This is a genomic window from Rosenbergiella nectarea (assembly GCF_900111105.1).
Lineage (GTDB): Bacteria > Pseudomonadota > Gammaproteobacteria > Enterobacterales > Enterobacteriaceae > Rosenbergiella > Rosenbergiella nectarea.
Window position 1 is genome coordinate 14,335 of sequence record NZ_FOGC01000006.1, and the last position, 20,000, is coordinate 34,334.

21 protein-coding genes and 1 other annotated feature are annotated in these 20,000 nt (G+C 49.2%); of the genes, 11 read left to right on the forward strand and 10 right to left on the reverse strand.

Annotated elements, in window-relative coordinates; genetic code table 11:
• Nucleotides 1–287 precede the first annotated feature (287 nt).
• Nucleotides 288–1,667, reverse strand: coding sequence for a cysteine--tRNA ligase (gene cysS / locus BMX14_RS08355; RefSeq protein WP_092675461.1), 1,380 nt, complete (start codon nt 1,665–1,667; stop codon nt 288–290).
• Between the two features lie 207 nt (nt 1,668–1,874).
• Between cysS and ppiB the strand changes: the two genes are divergently transcribed.
• The 6 genes from ppiB (at nt 1,875) to BMX14_RS08385 (ending at nt 6,577) form a co-directional block, all read left to right on the forward strand.
• Complete coding sequence (ppiB, locus tag BMX14_RS08360; RefSeq protein WP_092675464.1) at nt 1,875–2,369, forward strand: peptidylprolyl isomerase B; 495 nt, start codon at nt 1,875–1,877, stop codon at nt 2,367–2,369.
• Nucleotides 2,369–3,085, forward strand: a complete 717-nt coding sequence (locus BMX14_RS08365) for a UDP-2,3-diacylglucosamine diphosphatase (RefSeq protein WP_092675467.1) — start codon at nt 2,369–2,371, stop codon at nt 3,083–3,085. Before ppiB ends, BMX14_RS08365 begins: the two co-directional genes overlap by 1 nt.
• A 108-nt stretch (nt 3,086–3,193) precedes the next feature.
• Nucleotides 3,194–3,703 carry a 5-(carboxyamino)imidazole ribonucleotide mutase gene (gene purE / locus BMX14_RS08370; RefSeq protein WP_092675470.1) on the forward strand — a complete coding sequence of 170 codons (510 nt, stop codon included), beginning with the start codon at nt 3,194–3,196 and terminating at the stop codon, nt 3,701–3,703.
• Nucleotides 3,700–4,761, forward strand: coding sequence for a 5-(carboxyamino)imidazole ribonucleotide synthase (gene purK, locus BMX14_RS08375; RefSeq protein WP_092675473.1), 1,062 nt, complete (start codon nt 3,700–3,702; stop codon nt 4,759–4,761). The genes purE and purK overlap by 4 nt, the downstream gene beginning before the upstream one ends.
• A 97-nt stretch (nt 4,762–4,858) precedes the next feature.
• Complete coding sequence (locus tag BMX14_RS08380; protein ID WP_092675476.1) at nt 4,859–5,644, forward strand: SDR family oxidoreductase; 786 nt, start codon at nt 4,859–4,861, stop codon at nt 5,642–5,644.
• Between the two features lie 75 nt (nt 5,645–5,719).
• Complete coding sequence (locus BMX14_RS08385) at nt 5,720–6,577, forward strand: thioredoxin family protein (protein WP_092675479.1); 858 nt, start codon at nt 5,720–5,722, stop codon at nt 6,575–6,577.
• A gap of 10 nt (nt 6,578–6,587) precedes the next feature.
• On the opposite strand, the gene cueR is transcribed toward BMX14_RS08385, so the two are convergent.
• A complete protein-coding gene (gene cueR, locus BMX14_RS08390; RefSeq protein WP_092675482.1) occupies nt 6,588–6,995 on the reverse strand; it encodes a Cu(I)-responsive transcriptional regulator in 408 nt (135 codons plus the stop codon).
• A gap of 92 nt (nt 6,996–7,087) precedes the next feature.
• Here cueR and BMX14_RS08395 point away from each other — a divergent pair, with 92 nt between their 5' ends.
• The 3 genes from BMX14_RS08395 to ybaK are packed head-to-tail and all read left to right on the forward strand — an operon-like array spanning nt 7,088 to nt 8,581.
• Nucleotides 7,088–7,291, forward strand: coding sequence for a cation transporter (locus tag BMX14_RS08395; RefSeq protein WP_092675485.1), 204 nt, complete (start codon nt 7,088–7,090; stop codon nt 7,289–7,291).
• Nucleotides 7,284–8,105: a TraB/GumN family protein gene (locus tag BMX14_RS08400; RefSeq protein WP_092675488.1), complete on the forward strand. Its 822-nt coding sequence runs from the start codon at nt 7,284–7,286 to the stop codon at nt 8,103–8,105. The genes BMX14_RS08395 and BMX14_RS08400 overlap by 8 nt, the downstream gene beginning before the upstream one ends.
• The gene (gene ybaK / locus BMX14_RS08405) at nt 8,102–8,581 is read left to right on the forward strand and encodes a Cys-tRNA(Pro)/Cys-tRNA(Cys) deacylase YbaK (protein ID WP_092675490.1); all 480 of its coding nucleotides are present in this window, start codon (nt 8,102–8,104) and stop codon (nt 8,579–8,581) included. The genes BMX14_RS08400 and ybaK overlap by 4 nt, the downstream gene beginning before the upstream one ends.
• Here ybaK and BMX14_RS08410 read toward each other — a convergent pair.
• Nucleotides 8,578–9,444, reverse strand: a complete 867-nt coding sequence (locus BMX14_RS08410; protein WP_092675493.1) for a LysR family transcriptional regulator — start codon at nt 9,442–9,444, stop codon at nt 8,578–8,580. The two genes, ybaK and BMX14_RS08410, sit on opposite strands and share 4 nt — an antisense overlap.
• 88 nt (nt 9,445–9,532) lie before the next feature.
• Here BMX14_RS08410 and BMX14_RS08415 point away from each other — a divergent pair, with 88 nt between their 5' ends.
• Both BMX14_RS08415 and ybaL read left to right on the forward strand, forming a co-directional pair.
• Nucleotides 9,533–9,967 carry a PACE efflux transporter gene (locus BMX14_RS08415; RefSeq protein ID WP_092675496.1) on the forward strand — a complete coding sequence of 145 codons (435 nt, stop codon included), beginning with the start codon at nt 9,533–9,535 and terminating at the stop codon, nt 9,965–9,967.
• 129 nt (nt 9,968–10,096) lie between these two features.
• Nucleotides 10,097–11,788 carry a YbaL family putative K(+) efflux transporter gene (gene ybaL, locus BMX14_RS08420; protein ID WP_092675498.1) on the forward strand — a complete coding sequence of 564 codons (1,692 nt, stop codon included), beginning with the start codon at nt 10,097–10,099 and terminating at the stop codon, nt 11,786–11,788.
• Nucleotides 11,789–11,818: 30 nt separating this feature from the next.
• On the opposite strand, the gene BMX14_RS08425 is transcribed toward ybaL, so the two are convergent.
• The 7 genes from BMX14_RS08425 to dnaX all read right to left on the reverse strand — a co-directional run bounded on the left by BMX14_RS08425 (nt 11,819) and on the right by dnaX (nt 19,872).
• Nucleotides 11,819–13,120 (reverse strand): inosine/guanosine kinase, encoded by a 1,302-nt coding sequence (locus BMX14_RS08425; protein ID WP_092675501.1) that lies wholly within the window; start codon nt 13,118–13,120, stop codon nt 11,819–11,821.
• Nucleotides 13,121–13,179: 59 nt separating this feature from the next.
• Nucleotides 13,180–14,163: a ferrochelatase gene (gene hemH / locus BMX14_RS08430; RefSeq protein ID WP_092675504.1), complete on the reverse strand. Its 984-nt coding sequence runs from the start codon at nt 14,161–14,163 to the stop codon at nt 13,180–13,182.
• An 87-nt stretch (nt 14,164–14,250) separates the two neighbouring features.
• On the reverse strand, nt 14,251–14,895 hold the full coding sequence (gene adk / locus BMX14_RS08435) for an adenylate kinase (RefSeq protein WP_092675506.1): 645 nt from the start codon (nt 14,893–14,895) through the stop codon (nt 14,251–14,253).
• Between the two features lie 109 nt (nt 14,896–15,004).
• The gene (htpG, locus tag BMX14_RS08440) at nt 15,005–16,873 is read right to left on the reverse strand and encodes a molecular chaperone HtpG (protein ID WP_092675509.1); all 1,869 of its coding nucleotides are present in this window, start codon (nt 16,871–16,873) and stop codon (nt 15,005–15,007) included.
• Nucleotides 16,874–16,979: 106 nt separating this feature from the next.
• Nucleotides 16,980–17,585: a recombination mediator RecR gene (gene recR / locus BMX14_RS08445; RefSeq protein ID WP_092675512.1), complete on the reverse strand. Its 606-nt coding sequence runs from the start codon at nt 17,583–17,585 to the stop codon at nt 16,980–16,982.
• Nucleotides 17,585–17,914 carry a YbaB/EbfC family nucleoid-associated protein gene (locus BMX14_RS08450; protein WP_092675515.1) on the reverse strand — a complete coding sequence of 110 codons (330 nt, stop codon included), beginning with the start codon at nt 17,912–17,914 and terminating at the stop codon, nt 17,585–17,587. Before BMX14_RS08450 ends, recR begins: the two co-directional genes overlap by 1 nt.
• A 53-nt stretch (nt 17,915–17,967) precedes the next feature.
• A complete protein-coding gene (dnaX, locus tag BMX14_RS08455; protein ID WP_092675519.1) occupies nt 17,968–19,872 on the reverse strand; it encodes a DNA polymerase III subunit gamma/tau in 1,905 nt (634 codons plus the stop codon).
• Nucleotides 18,568–18,629, reverse strand: a sequence feature (DnaX frameshifting element). It overlaps the preceding gene by 62 nt.
• Nucleotides 19,873–20,000 lie beyond the last annotated feature (128 nt).

Below are 20,000 nucleotides of genomic sequence, written 5' to 3' on the forward strand. Positions count from 1 at the left end.
AGTAGCATTACCTTATAAGGTATGCTGACAGACAAAATAATGAAATAAGCAATAAAACCCGCTCAGAGTATAAGATTATTCCGATCATTAATATATTCAAAACGGTCCAGGACATAAATTAACATCATCTATAACATTTTGTATTGATGAGTATTCATAATTGAAACGAAAAGTAATGAGACTGACTACGTGATGAGGGAGTGAATCCGAAGCGACGAGGTAATAAAGCGAGTGAAGATCGTGAATAAGCCATTCGAGAAGATTTCCTCCGCGAATGGCTCTATCAATTATTTACGACGCCAAGTGGTGCCTTGTGCGCCATCTTCGAGAACGATACCTAAAGCATTCAATCGATCGCGCGCGATATCAGCCTGCGCCCAATCTTTAGTTTGACGAGCGTGATTACGCATCGCAATGAGTGACTCAATCTCCGCAACCTCTTCATCTTGCGTCCCATGCTGCAAAAAGGCTTCTGGGGATTGTTGTAAAATACCGAGCACGCCCGCTAACTCTCTGAGTTTCGCCGCCGCTGCATTAGCTAAAGGCATATCCTCATTTTTTAAACGATTCACTTCACGTGCTAAATCGAATAACACAGAATAAGCCTCAGGCGTGTTGAAGTCATCATCCATGGCTTCACGGAAGCGCTGTTCATAGCCTGCATCGACCATCGGTGTGGCGTGAGCATCCGTTCCACGTAAGGCAGTATACAGTCGCTCTAGGCTTGCTCGCGCCTGCTCCAAATTCTCTTGGCCATAATTTAACTGGCTACGGTAATGTCCTGACATCAGGAAGTAACGCACCGTCTCGGCATCAAAATGACGCAGCACGTCGCGAACGGTGAAGAAGTTTCCCAACGATTTGGACATCTTTTCACGGTCAACCATCACCATGCCAGAATGCATCCAGTAATTGACGTAAGGGCCATCATGGGCGCAGGTGGATTGCGCGATCTCGTTTTCATGGTGAGGGAACATCAGATCCGATCCTCCACCGTGAATATCAAAATGTGTACCGAGTTGCTGGCAATTCATCGCAGAACATTCAATGTGCCAGCCTGGACGGCCTACTCCCCACGGGGAATCCCAACCTGGCTCATTCGGCTTAGCCATTTTCCACAGCACAAAATCCATCGGATTCTTTTTGACTTCAGCGACCTCGACCCGAGCTCCCGCTTGTAACTGCTCAAGATCTTGACGAGAGAGGAGGCCATAGTGTTTATTCGTCATCACATCGAACATCACATCGCCATTATCTGCCACATAAGCGTGGCCGCGTGCCAGCAGTTTCTCGGTAAGGGTAATAATGTCACCGATATGCTTCGTTGCACGAGGTTCGCTATCTGGCGGGAGAATATTCAGCGCGGCGAAATCCTTATGCATCTCTGCAACCATCCGGTCGGTCAGCTGCTCAATCGTTTCATTATTTTCATTGGCACGCTTGATGATCTTGTCATCAACGTCAGTGATATTGCGTACATAATTAAGCTGATAGCCGCTATAACGCAGATAACGTGAGATTACATCAAACGCCACAAAAGTCCGACCATGCCCAATATGACAAAGGTCATAAACCGTAATGCCACAGACATACATTCCCACTTTTCCCGCATGAATTGGCGTGAAAGTTTCTTTTTGTCGACTTAGCGTGTTAAAAATTTTCAGCATGTAACTCTTCCGTAATGATGTGTCGCGACTTTTTTGCGTAGTGTGCCGTATTTTTATTCCTCAAGCGAATGAATGCAAGCCCTCTCACCTCCTCTTGGACAATACTGACGTAATGCATCAATTTATGTTATAAAATAGGGCCTCCGGTGGCACAAACCGCCCGAGAAAATGAGCGAGTAGTTATTTTAACCCTGACAGGAAATCATTATGGTCACCTTCCAAACGAATTTTGGCGATATCGTCATCAAAACTTTTGATGAGCAAGCACCAGAGACAGTAAAAAACTTTTTAAGCTACTGCAGCGAAGGCTTTTACGACAACACTATTTTCCACCGTGTGATCAATGGTTTTATGATCCAAGGCGGCGGATTTGAACCTGGTATGCAGCAGAAAAATACCAAAGCAGAAATTCGTAATGAAGCGAACAATGGCCTGAAAAACACTCGTGGTACCTTGGCGATGGCTCGTACTTCTGCGCCTCATTCAGCGACTGCGCAATTCTTCATCAACGTGGCTGACAACGACTTCCTTAACTTCCGCGACGAAAGCGTTCAAGGCTGGGGTTACTGTGTGTTTGCTGAAGTGGTTGAAGGAATGGACGTGGTTGAAAAAATCAAAGCCGTTTCTACAGGCCGCAGCGGTATGCACCAAGACGTCCCTAAAGAAGATGTTGTGATTCAAAAAGCAATCGTGGCCGAGTAATGTCACGGATCCTGTTTATCGCAGATCTTCATCTGTGTCAGGAAGAACCGGCAATAACTGCCGGTTTTCTGCATTTTCTCGCCAATCAAGCGTTAACCTGCAGCGAACTCTATATTTTGGGTGATCTGTTTGAGGCGTGGATTGGCGATGATGATCCGGCCCCACTCCACCAGCAAATCGCCCAAGCCATCGCGGCGCTCCCTATCCCGGTTTATTTTATTCATGGAAACCGTGACTTTTTAGTCGGTAAGCGGTTTGCTCAACAGGCTGGTATGCAACCCCTTCCCGAAGAGGTTGTCCTTGAGCGTTTTGGACAACGGCTAGTGATCATGCATGGCGATACGCTCTGCACCGATGACGTAAACTACTTAGCCTTTCGCAAGAAGGTGCATACGCCGTGGATCCAATGGCTTTTTTTACGTTTACCCCTCGCATTACGTCTTAGCATTGCCCGAAAAATGCGGCAAAGTAGCCAACAGGCTAATCAACATAAAGCCATGGCCGTGATGGATGTGAATCACCAAGCGGTTATTGAAGTCCTCGTGCGCCATCAGGCAACATTACTGGTTCACGGTCATACTCACCGGCCTGCTATCCATCCAGTCACCGAGGTTTCACCCTCAGCCCAACGCGCGGTACTAGGGGCTTGGCATCATGAAGGGTGGATGATTGAGTGGACAGAACAAGGGTTAACCCTTAGCCATTTTCCTTGGTAATAATACTACGCAACCGTTTTCCTCCCGGAATTGACATGCTATTCTTGCGCCCTAATTATCGCGAGTCAGATAAGCTTGTGTAAGTTTTAGGATCGAGGAGTTGAGTTCATGTCGTTAAGTTCTGCCCCCGCTAAAGTCGCAATAGTAATGGGTTCAAAAAGTGACTGGGCTACAATGCAGTCTGCCGCTGAGGTATTAACCGAGCTAGGCATTGCCCACCATGTGGAAGTCGTTTCCGCCCACCGTACCCCCGATAAACTCTTTAGTTTTGCCGAAAACGCTCAACAGCAAGGTTTCGATATTATCATTGCTGGCGCGGGGGGTGCCGCACACCTTCCCGGAATGTTAGCCGCTAAAACGCTCGTTCCGGTCTTAGGCGTTCCCGTGCAGAGCGCGGCCTTAAGTGGTGTCGACAGCCTTTACTCCATTGTCCAAATGCCTAAGGGGATTCCAGTCGGCACCCTTGCAATCGGTAAAGCGGGTGCAGCCAATGCTGCGCTACTGGCGGCACAAATTCTTGCCCTGCATGACTCACTTATCGCTTCACGCTTGACTGAGTGGCGTGTAAAGCAGACCGATGCCGTCTTACAACACCCGGATCCACGGGAGGATGCATGAAGTCAGTCTGCGTGCTCGGTAATGGTCAATTAGGCAGGATGTTACGTCAAGCGGGCGAACCCTTAGGGATCGCCGTTTATCCTGTCGGGATTGATGCTAATCCTGATGAACTGCCGATCAAGCAAAGTATCATTACTGCGGAAATCGAACGTTGGCCAGAAACGCCCCTCACTCGCGAATTAGCCTCTCACGACGCGTTCATCAATCGAGATATTTTCCCACGATTGGCCGACCGACTCCCTCAGAAACAATTGTTGGATCAACTGGGTTTAGCCACGGCCCCTTGGCACTTATTACGTTCTGCTGAGCAATGGCCTGCTATTTTTGCAGAGTTTGGTGAGCTAGCGATTATCAAGCGCCGTACCGGTGGCTATGATGGTCGAGGCCAATGGCGACTGACTTCCCTGACTCGCGAAGAATTACCGAGTGAATGCTATGGCGAATGCATTGTTGAACAAGCGATAAATTTTACTGGAGAGCTTTCACTGGTCGGAGCGAGAAATGCCGCCGGGGAGATCGTTTTTTATCCGGTAACTCATAACCTGCATCAACAGGGAATTCTTTTTGCCAGTGTCGCCCACCCTCAGCCTAATCCTGAGCATCAACACCAAGCTGAAGCGATGCTGACTGCCATTCTGACTGAATTGAACTATGTCGGTGTAATGGCCATGGAATGCTTTGTCACACCCGACGGTTTGTTGATTAACGAATTAGCCCCGCGTGTTCACAATAGCGGACACTGGACGCAGAACGGCGCATCAATCAGCCAATTTGAATTGCATCTTCGCGCCATCTGCGGTTTACCGCTGCCGCGTCCGGTGGTCGACACAACGGCGGTGATGATAAACCTGATTGGCTGTGAGCTAGATTATCGTTGGCTAGCCGATCCGCTTATTCATCTACACTGGTACGATAAAGAGGTGCGTGCGGGCCGTAAAGTGGGTCACTTAACGCTAAGCAGCCCAGATGCTACTGCCTTGCAGCAGAGTTTATCTCACCTCTCAAGCTTACTGCCTGCCGAGTATGCAACGGCTCTCTCGTGGGCAAAAAATCAATAATCGCTCCTGCTGGGGGATCCCCCCCAGCATTACTGGTACTTAGCCCTCGCTCTATGCTAGCGTAGAAGACTTCTTATCATCGTGAGCCATAGAACCTGTGCAAAAAAATATCCTTATTACTGGCTGCTCAAGTGGCATCGGCCTGATTAGCGCCCTCGACCTTCACCAGCGTGGATACCGTGTCATTGCAGGATGCCGCAAAGCTGACGATTTGACCCGACTAGACGCGTTAGGGCTAACGGCCTTACCAATCGATATGGATGATCCCACTTCGATTGACCAGGCCATCGAAAGGGTTAGGGCCCTGACTGGCGGAAAACTCTTTGCCCTTTTCAATAACGCAGGTTACGGCCAGTATGGACCGTTAACGACGATTAGCCGGCAACAAATGGAACGTCAGTTCTCGACCAATTTCTTTGGCGTTCATCAACTGACCCTTGGACTACTGCCGCTGCTACAAGCAAATGGCCACGCTCGCATTCTCAATACCAGTTCGGTGATGGGGTTTATTGCCACGCCTGGGCGCGGTGCCTATGCCGCCAGTAAATATGCCTTGGAGGCATGGACAGATACGCTGCGAATGGAGCTCTCCGATCTCCCTATTACAGTGAGTTTGCTTGAACCCGGGCCAATCACCACGGCTTTTTCGAACAATGTTCAGCAAGGCGATCACGCCAATCCTGTTGAGAATCCGGGGATAGCCGCTCGATTCGCCCTCCCCCCTGAAGCGCTACTCCCAAAAATTCGTCATGCGCTAGAGAGTCGTTATCCGCAGCGTCGCTACCCTGTCACCCTAGTCACTTACGCGATGGCCATCGCAAAGCGCCTGCTCCCTAGCTGCCTAATGGATATTATTCTTAATAATCGTACCAAGAAATCGTGAATACAGCTTGAAGCTGAGCGGAAAGATCCCCATGTTTACCGTTAAGTGAAGAGTTAATAGATGAGGAATATTATGATGTCACCCCAGGCGTCGATTATCGAGATCGACGAGAGTAACCTTCAACAGGTATTAGAACAGTCGGCGCACGTTCCCGTGGTCTTTTACTTCTGGTCGGAGCGTAGTCAACATTGTCTAGAGCTGAACCCGGTATTAGAAAAACTGGCTAACGAGTACGCCGGACAATTTATTCTCGCCCGCCTCGATTGTGACCAACAACAGCATATCGCTAGCCAGTTCGGCCTGCGCGCCATTCCGACCGTCTATCTCTTCCAAAATGGCCAACCTGTGGATGGATTCCAAGGACCCCAACCCGAAGCGGCGATTCGCGAATTACTGGCTAAAGTATTGCCCCGCGAAGAAGAACTGAAAGTCCAACAAGCGCAAGCGTTGTTGGCCGAAGATAAACCGTTAGACGCGCTGCCTTTACTGCGTGATGCTTGGCAACTAAGCGAAAAGAACAGTGAAATTGGGTTTATCTATACGCAAACCCTGCTCGACCTGACGCGTAGTGAGGAAGCCGAAGAAGTATTGAAAGCGGTGCCATTGCAGGATCAAGATAGCCGCTATCAAGGGCTACTGGCGCAGATTGATTTGCTTAAGCAAGCGGCTGATTCGCCAGAGATCCAACAATTGCAGGCAGAACTCGCCGCCGATCCAACCAACGCGAACGTTGCCAACCATCTTGCGATTCAATTACAGCAAGTGGGTCGTCATGAAGAAGCGTTGGAGTTACTGTTCAATCTGCTACGCAAAGACCTTGCGTGTGGTGAAGGCCAAGTGAGAAAGACGTTCCAAGAAATTCTTGCCGCCCTGGGCACAGGGGATGCCTTGGCGACACGTTATCGCCGGCAGCTTTATTCCCTGCTTTACTGATGCGTTTCGGTTAAGGGTTGTTTTGATGGCAACCCTTAGTCCATCCGGAAATTATCGGACACTCTGCATTATCGTCCCCTGGGCAATGCGCGGCGAGACGCACTAATCGATCCCGTATTTGGGTAATTTCGTCCAGCTGACGAGTCAATTGCTCTATCTTCTGCAGTGTTCGAGCCTTAATATCCGCGCTACGGCGGTGCGGGTCACGATAAAGTCCGACGAATTCACGACATTCATCTAAAGAAAACCCAGCAGCCTTCGCTTGCTTAATGAGGGTCAATTCTTCGATATGCTGCTCATGATAGTCTCGATAGCCATTAAGGGTTCGGGGCGGTGGTGTAAACAACCCTCTATCTTCGTAAAAGCGGATCGCTTTACTGCTCAGTCCTGTCCGCTGTGCTGCTTGACTAATATTCATCTTTTACTCCTGGATCCGTGCGCAAGGCTTGACCTCCCCCTAAGGGTAAGGTCTACACTACAAACTCTATACCCTCTGAATTAGGAGCGACTATGTCTAGAACATTACAATTCACTCTCAGCGGCCTATCTTGCAATCATTGTGTCTCACAAGTGAAAAAGATACTCGAACAACGCTCTGATGTCACCTCAGCACAAGTGAGTATTGACCACGCCACTGTGGTCAGCACAGCAGCACCCGAGATATTAATTGATGTGATCAGTGACGAAGGCTATCACGCTCATCTCGATGACTAGCGCTCATCTTTTTGCAAAAATTCGCCAGTGGTTTAGACCAAAACCACAATGGCTCTCGCTTACCTGTCCCGCAGGAGAGCGGGAGTTTATTTTCGTTGGCAGCATTCATATGGGCGTGCCCGCTATGGCTCCTCTGCCTAGCGGACTGCGTAAGGTGCTTCGTGAATGCCAGGCGTTGGTTGTTGAGGCAGATATTACTCAGGGCCAGCCCCCAGAGATTGAGTCTTCAGCCCAAGGGCCGACACTACAGCAACAATTAACCACCGAACAGTGGCAACAGTTCGAGGTGGCTTGCCAAGAGTGTCACCTCGATACCCAGATGCTTGCGCAATTTCCTGCGTGGCAAGTCGGTCTGACGTTGCAACAAAAGCAAGCCACTATGCTAGGGCTACGCCCTGAATTTGGCGTTGATCATCAACTCTTGAGCCTGGCCCATCTTGCTCACCAACCCGTCATTGCGTTGGAAAGTCAGCAACAGCAGCTCCAGCTGCTGACCACCCTCCCCAACCGTGGCCTCGATTTACTATTAGATAGCTTGACCCATTGGCGAAGTAATGCGCGTCAGCTGCAAAAAATGATAGATTGGTGGCTGTCAAAAAATCATCCCTCCTCTTCATCACTCCCCGAATTATCGCGTAGTTTCAGTCATGATTTACAGCAGACTTTTATCACCCAACGTAATAAACTGTGGGCAAGACACCTGCTTACTCTGCCACCAGGACGATATTTAGTCGCCGTGGGCGCCCTGCATTTGAGTGGCCCAGATAATTTAATCGACCTTATCACCTCTCCAGCACAGAAAGAGCCACTATGACCCCTGCCATCTTGCAACTCGATAAAGCGCGGATCGCTTACCAACAACATCACTACGATCACGACCCTCATAACATCCATTTTGGTGATGAGGCCGTTGAGAAGTTAGGCTTAGTGGCCTCAAGTGTATTCAAAACCTTATTAGTGGCGATCAACGGCGATAATAAGCAGTTAGCGGTAGCCGTAACGCCAGTGTCGACTCAATTGGACTTAAAGAAAGTGGCCAAGGCGTTGAACTGTAAAAAAGTCGATATGGCCGATCCCCTGATAGCGGAAAGGGCTACCGGGTATAAAGTTGGCGGGATCAGCCCTCTCGGGCAAAAGAAGCGATTACCCACAGTGATAGATAGTAGTGCTGAACATCAACCCGAAATCTATATTTCCGGTGGCAAACGCGGATTTGATATCAGCCTATCCCCGCATGATTTAGCCGCCCAGCTTGATGCCCACTTTGTCGAGATTGCCCGCGACCGCTAATCTTTAGCGGTCGTCAGTTGATCGATCATCCATAAGCAGGCTGGGCCTAATGTGTGACGAGCCGACCAAATAATATCGAGATTAAGTTTTTGCGGCCATCCCGCTAAGGGAAGCAACGTTAAACTCTCATTCCCAAAATAGTCCACCATCCAGCAAGGGAGTTTTGCCCAGCCAAACCCTTGCTGTGCCATATCCAGTAAAAGAATATAGGAAGAGGCTGACCAAACAAGCCCTTCGCTACGTTGGATCCCCGCACGACTCCACGTATTAAGCTGCAGTTGGCGAATCCCTTTAAGGTCATCAAGCGTCAACGTCGCTTGCTGGCACAGCGGGTGATCGTTAGCGAGATAGATACCAGTATGGCCCGAAATCGCTAAACTTCGGCTCACTAGTTCGGTCGGAAGGTGGGGTTGCTTAGTGATCAATCCAAGTTGCGCCCGACCACTTTTCAGCAGTTCAATGACGTCTTCGTTTTCGGCGATTAAGCACTCGAATTCGACTTCAGAAAATTTCTCAGCAAATTGGCTCAACAGTCGATCGTGATGACCGGCTGGCCAATGGTCAGAGATCGCCAAGGTAACACGCGGTTCGATGCCTTGAGCCAAACGCAAAGCCACATCGTCGAGGCGTTGGTTTGCCGCTAAGATTTCTCGTACTTGAGCCAACACGCGTCGTCCCTCTTCCGTCAGCATCAAGTGTCTTGAGGTGCGTTCAAACAGTGCGAAGCCTAGGTGGTCTTCAAGACTCGAGACGGCCACACTGATGGTTGATTGACTTTTTCCTAGCGCACGGGCGGCGCCTGAAAAAGATCCGCTCGCCACAGATTGCACAAAGGCTTCGAGAGATTCGGGAGAATAATACATGGTCACCTATCGATTTTTACGATACCAGCTAGTTTGTACTATACACCCTCGTGGTTAAAAATATAGCGCTAATCAACTTGGAGGAACAATGAGTCACAAATCGCTTAAAGAGAGAGTTTTTCACGCCGTGGGTTATGAAGTGACCGCGCTACTCATCACTATCCCAGGTGCTGCGCTACTTTTACAGCGCCCTATCGGTCACATTGGGCTAACCGTCGTTGCAATAGCGTTACTGGCGATGGCTTGGAATATGGTGTTTAACTGTTTATTTGACCGCGTGTATCCACCTCGTGCACCACGTAACTTTTATGTCCGTTCACTACAAGCGATTGGTTTTGAAGGGGGGCTATTAAGTATGGCCTTACCCTTAACGGCTTGGTGCATGAATATGTCCCTTCAAGAGGCTTTTGCCATGGATATTGGGTTACTCTTTTTCTATCTGCCTTATACCTATCTCTACAATTTGGTATGGGATAGCTTAGTGAACCACTATCTAAAGCGTAAAGTTGCTGAGGGTCGCTAACCTCCTGATCGCAAAGCCCGATTAGGAGGCATACTTTGTAACCTTTACTTATAATTACTTACCAATTCGACTGCTTACTCCTTTTTTTTGTTAAGGTATGGCCTTATTCCTAGCTAAATGGAGAGGTAAATGCATTCAACGACCCCCTTGATTACGACACTTGTCGGCGGATTGGTGCTTGCCTTTCTTTTTGGGATGCTCGCGAACCGCCTACGCATCTCCCCCTTAGTCGGCTATCTCCTAGCCGGTGTTTTAGCCGGGCCTTTCACTCCTGGCTTTGTGGCAGATACTAACCTTGCCCCTGAACTCGCAGAGTTAGGCGTGATCTTGTTAATGTTTGGCGTGGGCTTACATTTCTCGCTCAAGGATTTGATGTCGGTAAAATCGATAGCGATACCCGGCGCGATTGCCCAGATTATTGTTGCCACCTTATTAGGTATGGGCCTCGCAAGCTTACTCGGATGGTCATTAATGAGTGGGCTAGTCTTTGGTCTCTGCTTATCCACCGCCAGTACCGTTGTTTTGCTTAGAGCTTTGGAGGAACGTCAACTATTAGATAGTCAACGCGGGCGCATCGCTATCGGTTGGTTAATCGTAGAAGACTTAGTCATGGTGTTGGCCTTAGTGCTATTGCCTGCTATGGCTGGTGTCTTGGAGAAAGGGGATGTCAGTTTCACCCTACTCGCTTGGGACCTGCTATTAACCCTAGGCAAAGTTATCGCTTTTATGTTGTTGATGATGATTGTCGGGCGGCGCCTTATTCCATGGATCCTCTCGCGAAGCGCGGCGACAGGCTCTCGGGAGCTTTTCACCCTGTCAGTCCTTGCCATGGCATTGGGTATTGCCTTTGGGGCAGTAGAACTTTTTGATGTCTCGTTTGCGCTCGGGGCTTTCTTCGCCGGTATGGTTCTAAACGAATCAGAACTCAGTCATCGCGCCGCCCACGATACCCTGCCTTTACGCGATGCCTTCGCGGTACTGTTTTTCGTCTCGGTAGGTATGCTATTCGATCCGCACATATTGCTTGAGCGTCCTTTTGCCATCATTGGTGCACTGATTATTATTCTTTTCGGTAAATCCATTGCGGCTTGGTTACTGGTGAAAGCACTGGGTCACTCTACCCGTACCGCAACGACTATCGCCGTGAGCCTCGCACAAATTGGTGAATTCTCATTTATCCTTGCTGGCCTCGGGATCACCTTGAATCTTCTCAGTAAAGAAGGTCAGAATTTAGTACTGGCCGCGGCTATCCTCTCTATTATGCTTAACCCTATCCTCTTTACCCTAGCGGAACGTTGGATGAAACGGCAGAACACTGATACTCAGGAAGAGGAAGAAGTTGAATTAGTGGCTGAGTTACCACAAGTACCCCTTAACCTATGCCACCATGCCTTGATTGTCGGTTATGGACGCGTCGGACGCCTACTCTACAAACAGCTCACTGCTGAGGGATTTACGGTCGTTGTGGTTGAGAATAGTCCTAGTCGGATTGGTGAACTGCGCGAAAAGGGGATCTTAGCGATTTATGGTAACGCGGCGAGGCCTGAAGTAATGGAATTAATGCGTATTGATTGCGCACAATGGTTATTACTGACCATTCCTAATGGCTATGAGTCAGGAGAAATCGCCGCCACTGCTCGTGAAAAACGTCCTGACTTGCATATTTTCGCCAGGGCTCATCACGATGATGAAGTCGATTATTTGCAAGCGCACGGCTGTGACCATATAGTCATGGGGGAAAGGGAAATTGCTTATGGGTTACAGCAAGCGGTACAACGCACACTGCCTCAGCAACAGAGCGCCTTTTGCCCGCTCAGTTAATCTTCGCCCCCGCCACGCGGGGGCAATGGATCAGCGATCCCAATAAGCCTCTTCAAGACTGTCTTCACGCTCGGGTAAGCCGCGACTTAATCGCGGTGAATGTTGATGTAGCACTTGGTAACTGACGCGGTTTGCATACTTACACACTTGCGATAACGACGAATACGTTAAGTAATGATGCTGATGTTTATTCGAATTTGGCACTTTCTGGCGATGATAAATATTCGCCGACAGGTCATGCAGTAAGGCGGCTAACGCGCCATCACCTGCCCCGTTAGTATTCATGATCTTCTCAGGCCCCCCCATGTAGGGAGCAATATGCGAATAGACTTTCAGCGGTTGTTCACAATCGCTTGCGCGCATCGCCCGGCTAAACTCATACTGATTGAATTCTGCAATCGCTCCCGGAAGTAATGGCAGATTCGTTTTACGCTTACTGGCTTCTTCGGTAAATCCGCCCATATATAAGCCCGCAGGCCCTGCCGTACAGAGTACCAAATCAACCCATTCTAACGCTTTATCTGTGGCTAACAGCGGATCATTCTCACCGGTCAGGTCTAGCGCTTCTTCTTCGTTCATGGCTAAGATGGAAACATGATCCCGTAAAAAATCTCGCCAGAACTGCGGATCGTCGGCAATAATATGGCGCGTCCCAAGGGTTAGCACTACGGGTACGTGGTGTTTTTTCGCATACTCAATGGCCTGCATAGCCGCCTCTGGCATTGGCTCACCGGGCTTAGCACGAAGGAGATAGGAGGTAAGCAATAGGGCTGAAGCGCCCGCAATCACCTCTTCGGGAATACTTTCAGGCCGCAGTTGATTGATATCCCCTGGGTTGATGGCAAAGGTTCGCTCCCCTGCCGAATTAATTAAGGTATAGCAGCGGCCGATTGCCCCATCAACCCCTTGCATATGGTTAAGATCCATACGGCTGGAGGTGTTACAGAGATACCGATAGGCATAATCACCGATATGGATGTTATTACAAATTACCCCCAGAAGAATCGATCTGTCGTCCGCTAACATGGAGTAATTATGGAGTGTGTTACCTACCGTTCCCCCCGCAAATTGATGCGACAGGAGATTACGTTGGCGAAGTTCTTGGTAAAGCGCCTCAGAGACGTCATCCTCAAGGATGAAAGAATACCCTCCGGTTAACCCATAACGGCTGAGAAAGTCATCATCGACCTTTGCCTCGATATCAACCATGGTTTGATCAATTCCGACCAACCATCCCATCGATTCCGCTTCAACAGGAACTGAGATTAATAATGGGTCACGAGCGTTGACAGGGAAATAGTGCTTTGATTTACGTTTACCAGGAAATTTCATAGTACAGATTAATCAGGGGAAATAGGCGCAGGATAGTAGCATAATTCCCCTGTTCTTTACTAAATGATCTGGTTAGGTTGGGACCATTTGAATTGATTGACCAGTGCCAACATCATATCAATATGTAAGGGATCCGCATTAAGCGCGGGAATATAGTGGAAACTCTCGCCGCCCGCATGCATGAAATACTCACGGTTTTCTCCGCTAATCTCCTCAAGGGTTTCTAAGCAGTCTGCCGAGAAGCCTGGAGACATGACTTGAATATGGCGAATGCCCTTGTCGGGTAGAGTTTTAATCGTTTCGTCAGTGTAGGGCATCAACCACGGCTCGCGACCAAAACGAGACTGATAAGTCATCATTATCTGCTCCGAAGAGAGCCCTAAGGCTGCCGCTAAAGCATGGTATGTTTGTTCGCAACGTTTAGGGTAGTCATCGCCTTGATCGGCAAAGCGTTGAGGGATACCGTGAAACGAGAGCAATAATAGATCAGGTTTGCCGTGCTCAGCAAAGCTACGCTGTACAGAATCTTTCAGTGCCTCAATATAGTGAGGATGCGTGGCATAATCACGAATAAACTTAATCGCTGGCATGGTACGGCGTTTACGGAACGTATTATAAAGACCATCCCATACCGCAGAGACCGTCGAGGACGAAAACTGTGGGTAAAGCGGTAATACAATCAAGCGCGTCACGCCCTGATCAAGCAGCGTATCGACAGCGTGTTGTAGAGACGGATTACCATAACTCATCCCCAGCGCTACCGGCATATCGGTTTTTTGCGCCAAGGCGTCTCGTTGCTGTTGGCTGAAAACTAAGAGCGGGGAGCCCCCTTCCATCCAGACCGAGGCATAGAGCTTGGCGACTCTCGGAGAACGAAACGGTAGGATTGCTCCTCTTAAAATAGGTTGCCAAAACAGGTCGGGCACATCGACAACCCGTTTGTCACTCAAGAACTGTTTCAAATAACGCTTTACCGCGGCAGTCGTCGGGGCATCGGGCGTGCCAAGATTAACTAATAACACGCCCGGTTTATCTACGGTCATATACTTTTCCTGGTTTAAAAAAAGCGAATCAGTTAAGGCAAACAGTGGTGAGATGCCGAACGGTTAATGACTGTCCGGCTCTGAAAATTAGTCGAGTAACGACTTGAGTTGGGCACTGACTTGCGCGACGGGTTGTGTACCGTCGATTTTTTCATAGCGCGTCTCACCGTTTGCCGCAGCTTGAGTATAGTAGTTAATTAACGGTGCGGTCATTTGATGGTACTCAACGAGACGATTGCGAACCGTTGCTTCTTCATCATCTTTACGGATAGTCAGCGGCTCACCCGTCACATCGTCTTTATCCGCTTCTTTCGGCGGGTTATAAGCAATATGATAAACGCGTCCAGAAGGCGCGTGGACACGACGTCCAGCGATACGACCAATAATAACCTCGTCGGGAACCGCAAATTCTAAAACAATATCAATCGCAATATCGGCTTCTTTCATCGCATCCGCTTGAGGGATTGTGCGTGGGAAACCATCCAGTAAGAACCCTTTTTGGCAATCTTCTTGGGCAATGCGTTCTTTGACTAAGGCGATAACCAGTTCATCAGTCACTAATTTTCCAGCGTCCATCAGCGCTTTGGCTTGCTGGCCCAGTGAAGACCCTGCTTTCACTGCTGCACGCAGCATATCACCCGTTGAAATTTGTGGTATGCCGTAGTTCTCCATGATGAACTGCGCCTGAGTACCTTTACCTGCGCCCGGGGCTCCGAGCAAAATAATACGCATTGCGTAATACCTCTTGCGAATTGCTTTAAACTTATGAAGTGGCAAAAATAACACTATGTTGAACTGACCACAAGATAAGGCGTCGCTTTCACGACGCCTTGGAGGGGGACTACGCGAGGAGTAACTGATTCATTCTACGAATAAATTGGTTCGGATCTTCTAAGGTTCCACGCTCAGCGAACAGCGCTTGGTCGAGGAGAAGTTCAATCCAGTCGGCAAACTTCGCATCGTCTTGCGTATCAGCAGCCTGTTTTACTAGACGGTGCTCAGGGTTGATCTCGAAGATGTACTTCACCTCAGGGGCTTCTTGGCCTGCGGCGGCAAAGAGTTTCGCCATTTGCGTACTGATTTCATCCGCGCCGGTTACCACGATTGCAGGCGTATCGGTGAGACGGTGCGTTAAGCGTACTTCTTTGACTCGCTCACCCAGTAAGGTTTTCACACGCTCAACGAATGGCTCTAAGGCTTTTTCGTTCTCTTTTTGTGCGTCAGTTTCTTCATCTGCCAATTTTTCTAAAGAATCATCCGCTTTACTGACTGATTGGAACACTTTACCGTCGAATTCAGTAAGGTAAGACATCATCCACTCATCGATACGATCGGAAAGCAGTAATACTTCAATCCCTTTCTTACGGAATAGCTCTAGATGTGGGCTATTCTTCGCCGCGGCATAGCTGTCTGCGGTGATAAAGTAGATTTTCTCTTGTCCTTCAGCCATGCGCGATACGTAGTCTTCCAGCGTGACAGTCTGTTCCGCGCTGTCATTTTTGGTCGAGGCAAAACGTAGTAGTTTAGCAATAGTCGGCAAGTTGGCAGAATCTTCAGCGGGGCCTTCTTTCAGTGCCAACCCGAAAGCTTTCCAGAACGTCAGATATTTTTCACTGTCGTCTTTCGCCAGTTTTTCGAGCATTTGTAGCGTACGTTTAGTCAACGCCGTACGAAGGCTCTGCGTAACGCGGCTATCTTGTAAGATTTCACGAGAAACGTTTAAAGGAAGATCGTTGGAGTCGATCAGGCCACGAACGAATCGGAGGTAAGTCGGCATAAATTGCTCAGCGTCATCCATGATGAAGACACGTTGGACGTAGAGTTTTAGGCCGTGCTTATGATCGCGGTTCCACATATCCCAAGGTGCTTGAGCCGGGATATAGAGTAGGCTGGTGTATTCCTGCTTCCCTTCAACACGGTTGTGGCTCCAGATCAAGGGATCAGCAAAGTCATGCGAGACATGTTTATAAAATTCTTTATATTCATCTTCGCTGATGTCTGATTTATTGCGGGTCCACAGTGCCTGAGCTTTATTGATTTTTTCCCACGTGGTGGTTTCTGCTTCGTCGTCTTTCTCTTCGATTTCTACCGGTAGCGCGATGTGGTCCGAATATTTACCAACGATGTTCTTTACACGCCAAGTATCTAAGAATTCGTCTTCGCCTTCACGCAGGTGCAGCGTGATTTCAGTGCCGCGGTCCGCTTTTTCGATATCGGCTAGCGTATAGTCGCCCTCACCCGCGGATTCCCAGTAAACCGCTTGGTCTGCTGCTGCATTCGCGGCACGGGTGCGAACCGTGACCTTGTCTGCCACGATAAAGGCCGAGTAGAAGCCCACACCGAATTGACCAATTAACTGGCTATCTTTAACTTGGTCGGAGCCCATCGACTCAAGGAATGCTTTAGTCCCTGATTTTGCGATGGTCCCTAGATTCTCGATCACTTCTTCGCGGGTCATACCGATGCCGTTATCGCTCAATGTTAGCGTGCCGGCTTCTTTATCTACGGAAAGGCGAACACGTAAATCGCCATCACCTTGGTAAAGATTGGCATCAGAAAGCGCCTTAAAACGCAGTTTATCTGCAGCATCCGACGCATTAGAGATCAGTTCACGGAGGAAAATTTCTTTATTTGAGTAGAGAGAATGGATCATCAGGTGCAGGAGTTGTTTTACTTCTGACTGGAAGCCACGGGTTTCTTGTCCTTTCATTTTTTATTCATCCTCAACAAAATGACGGGTTAATAATTGTTGTTTAAGGAGATGGGGACAGTTTTGGGCTTTTCAAGCTGATGTCATAAATAACATCAGCAAGTGATTAATATTTAAACTTTTGACGGCCGGCGAGTGAGTGGGAAAGCGTAGTACCGTCGACCAGCTCCAGTTCTCCCCCGACAGGCACACCGTGGGCGATACGCGTGGCTTCCACCCCATATTGGCGACAGAGGGAGGCGATAAAGTTTGCGGTTGCCTCGCCTTCGACCGTGGGATTGGTCGCGAGGATCACTTCGGTTAAGGTTTCGGTTTGCAATCGCTGCTCAAGGATATCTAAACCAATATCGTCAGGACCAATACCGTCCAAGGGAGAAAGATGCCCCATCAACACAAAATAGCGCCCAGCAAATTGCCCTGTTTGTTCGACCGCTTGGATATCGGCAGGACTCTCTACAATACAAATAATCCCGTTTTCTTGACGGCGACTATTGGTACAGATTGCACAGACCTCTTTTTCGGTGAAGGTTCTACACTGTTCGCAGTGACCGATTTCGGACATCGCATTGGTTAACGCTTGAGCCAGACGCATTCCCCCGCTGCGATCACGCTGTAGGAGATGAAATGCCATCCGCTGTGCTGATTTAGGCCCTACGCCCGGCAAGCAGCGTAGGGACTCCATCAATGTTTCCAGTAATGGGCTGGATTGCATTAGAATGGCATCTTAAAGCCAGGAGGTAACTGCATACCGCTAGAGACTGACGCCATTTTCTCTTTTTGCGTTTCCTCAATACGACGTGCTGCATCGTTGAATGCCGCCGCCACTAAATCTTCCAGCATATCTTTATCATCTTCTAATAAGCAGGGATCGATCTCAACGCGACGGCAATTGTGCGCGCCATTGATGGTCACTTTCACTAGTCCAGCACCTGACTCACCCGTTACTTCTAACGCAGCGATCTCTTCCTGAACTTGTGACATTTTGTCTTGCATCTGCTGGGCTTGCTTCATTAAGTTACCCAGACCACCTTTACCAAACATATCGCTCTCTCTCTGCTAAGGCCACAGCCATCCTATGATGACCTGTAGCGGTGTTAAACGGGACGTATACTTTCTTCATCCACCTCTGCATCAAACATTTTACACAAAGTCTGGATATGTGAATCATTTATGACAGCTTCTTTTGCCTGTAATAAACGCTCTTCATAAATGACCTGACGCCATTCAAGGGGCGTTAAGTGTTCAGGATTATCATCGGACTCAATCGTGAGTTCAACCGTTTCTCCCAATAACTGATGGAAGGCGTTGGTCAATACCTGCTGCGCAGAGCCAGAATTTAAGTGTTTCTGATGACTGCGTAGTTTGATCACTATCTGTTGATCGACCTGCTGTTTCCAGCTATTTAGGGCCAGTTGCTGCACCAATTTAGGCAGAGACATGCTCGCGATTTGCGCTGCCCACGGATCCCGTTGGCAGGTCTCAGCAATCAATTGCTGCATCAATTCCGGATTTTTCTCGTGCTCTAATGCGGTACGCAGCGCCTTAGGCGTGGCAACCGGGAGTGACGTCGCTTCTTCAGTGCGTTGCGAGGTCCAACGGTAGCTCTCTTTTTTCTGAACAGCCGTTTCGCTGGCGGACTGGCCTGCTGCAGGCGCTTTACGCTCGGTAAGCGTGGCTAATCGCTCGAGCGCCGATTGTGCCGGTCGCGGACTGGACGCAACCGGCTCACTCTTTTTTGCTTGGGAAGCTCCTTGCCGCATTAAGGCCGTTCTGGCTTGCAATAATTGGCTGGTGGCATCATTGCCCACTGTCGGCGTTGACGCGGGCGCCTCGGTACGCGCAGCCAAAGCCGGTTTTTCCGGGATAGCTGCTTGCTGTTGTGGCGCAGGAGAGACCTTCGGCACATCAACCTTTAGTGGGTGAAATGCTAAGGCCCGCAGTAGCGTCATCTCGATTCCCATACGCGGTTCTGGCGCGAGGGGTAACTCTTTACGACCGGTTAAGACTATTTGGTAATAGAGCTGAAGATCTTCCGGTGGAACCCGACGCGCGAGTTCGCGTAATTGGGTCTCATGCTGTCGATAGGCGTCATTCAACGAATCGGGAAGGAGTTGTAACATCGCAATGGTATGGAAAATTCTGAGCATTTCCGCCAGTAAGGCATCCCATTCCGTCGCTCGACTCGCCGCTTCGGCCACCAGCGATAAGGCGCTCTCACCATCACCTTTAATGATTGCTTCCACTAACCCCAAGGGTTGTTCATCGTCAAGCGTGCCGAGCATCTGCATGACGTCACGATCGGTAACCTGCCCATCTCCAGCGGCAATCGCTTGGTCAAGCAGGCTTAGCGCATCGCGCAGACTGCCTTGTGCCGCCCGTGCGAGATATTGTAGCGCTCGGGTTTCAAAATGAATCTGGTCACTATTCAGGATATGAGACAGTTGTTGCTGAATCTGATCGGTATCTAGGGCTTTTAAGTGGAACTGTAGACAACGCGACAGAATAGTCACGGGGAGTTTTTGCGGATCGGTAGTGGCGAGTAGAAATTTCACATGCTCGGGCGGTTCTTCAAGCGTTTTCAGCAACGCATTAAAACTGTGTCGGGACAGCATATGCACTTCGTCAATAAGATAGACTTTGAAGCGACCACGCACTGGTGCGTATTGCACGTTATCTAATAGCTCACGAGTATCTTCTACACGAGTACGGGACGCGGCATCAATTTCAATTAAATCGATAAAACGCCCCTGCTCTATCTCAACGCAGTTATCGCATTTTCCGCAAGGCGTCGCCGTGATACCCGTTTCACAGTTTAGCCCTTTAGCAAATAAGCGGGCGATACTGGTTTTTCCCACCCCGCGGGTGCCAGAAAAAAGGTAAGCGTGATGCAGTCTGCCAAGGTTTAGACCGTTAGCCAGCGCGGTTAATACATGTTCCTGACCCACAACATCAGAAAAAATTTGTGGTCGCCATTTTCGTGCGAGAACCTGATAACTCATGGAGATCGTATCACTTGATAGGAGTTGAATACCGACAACCGCGCGTTTTGCGCGGCCGTCACATGACGATGCTTACCGTTGCGTAATGCACTCAGTTTAGCAGTCTGATCGCGCGTTGCCCATCTATT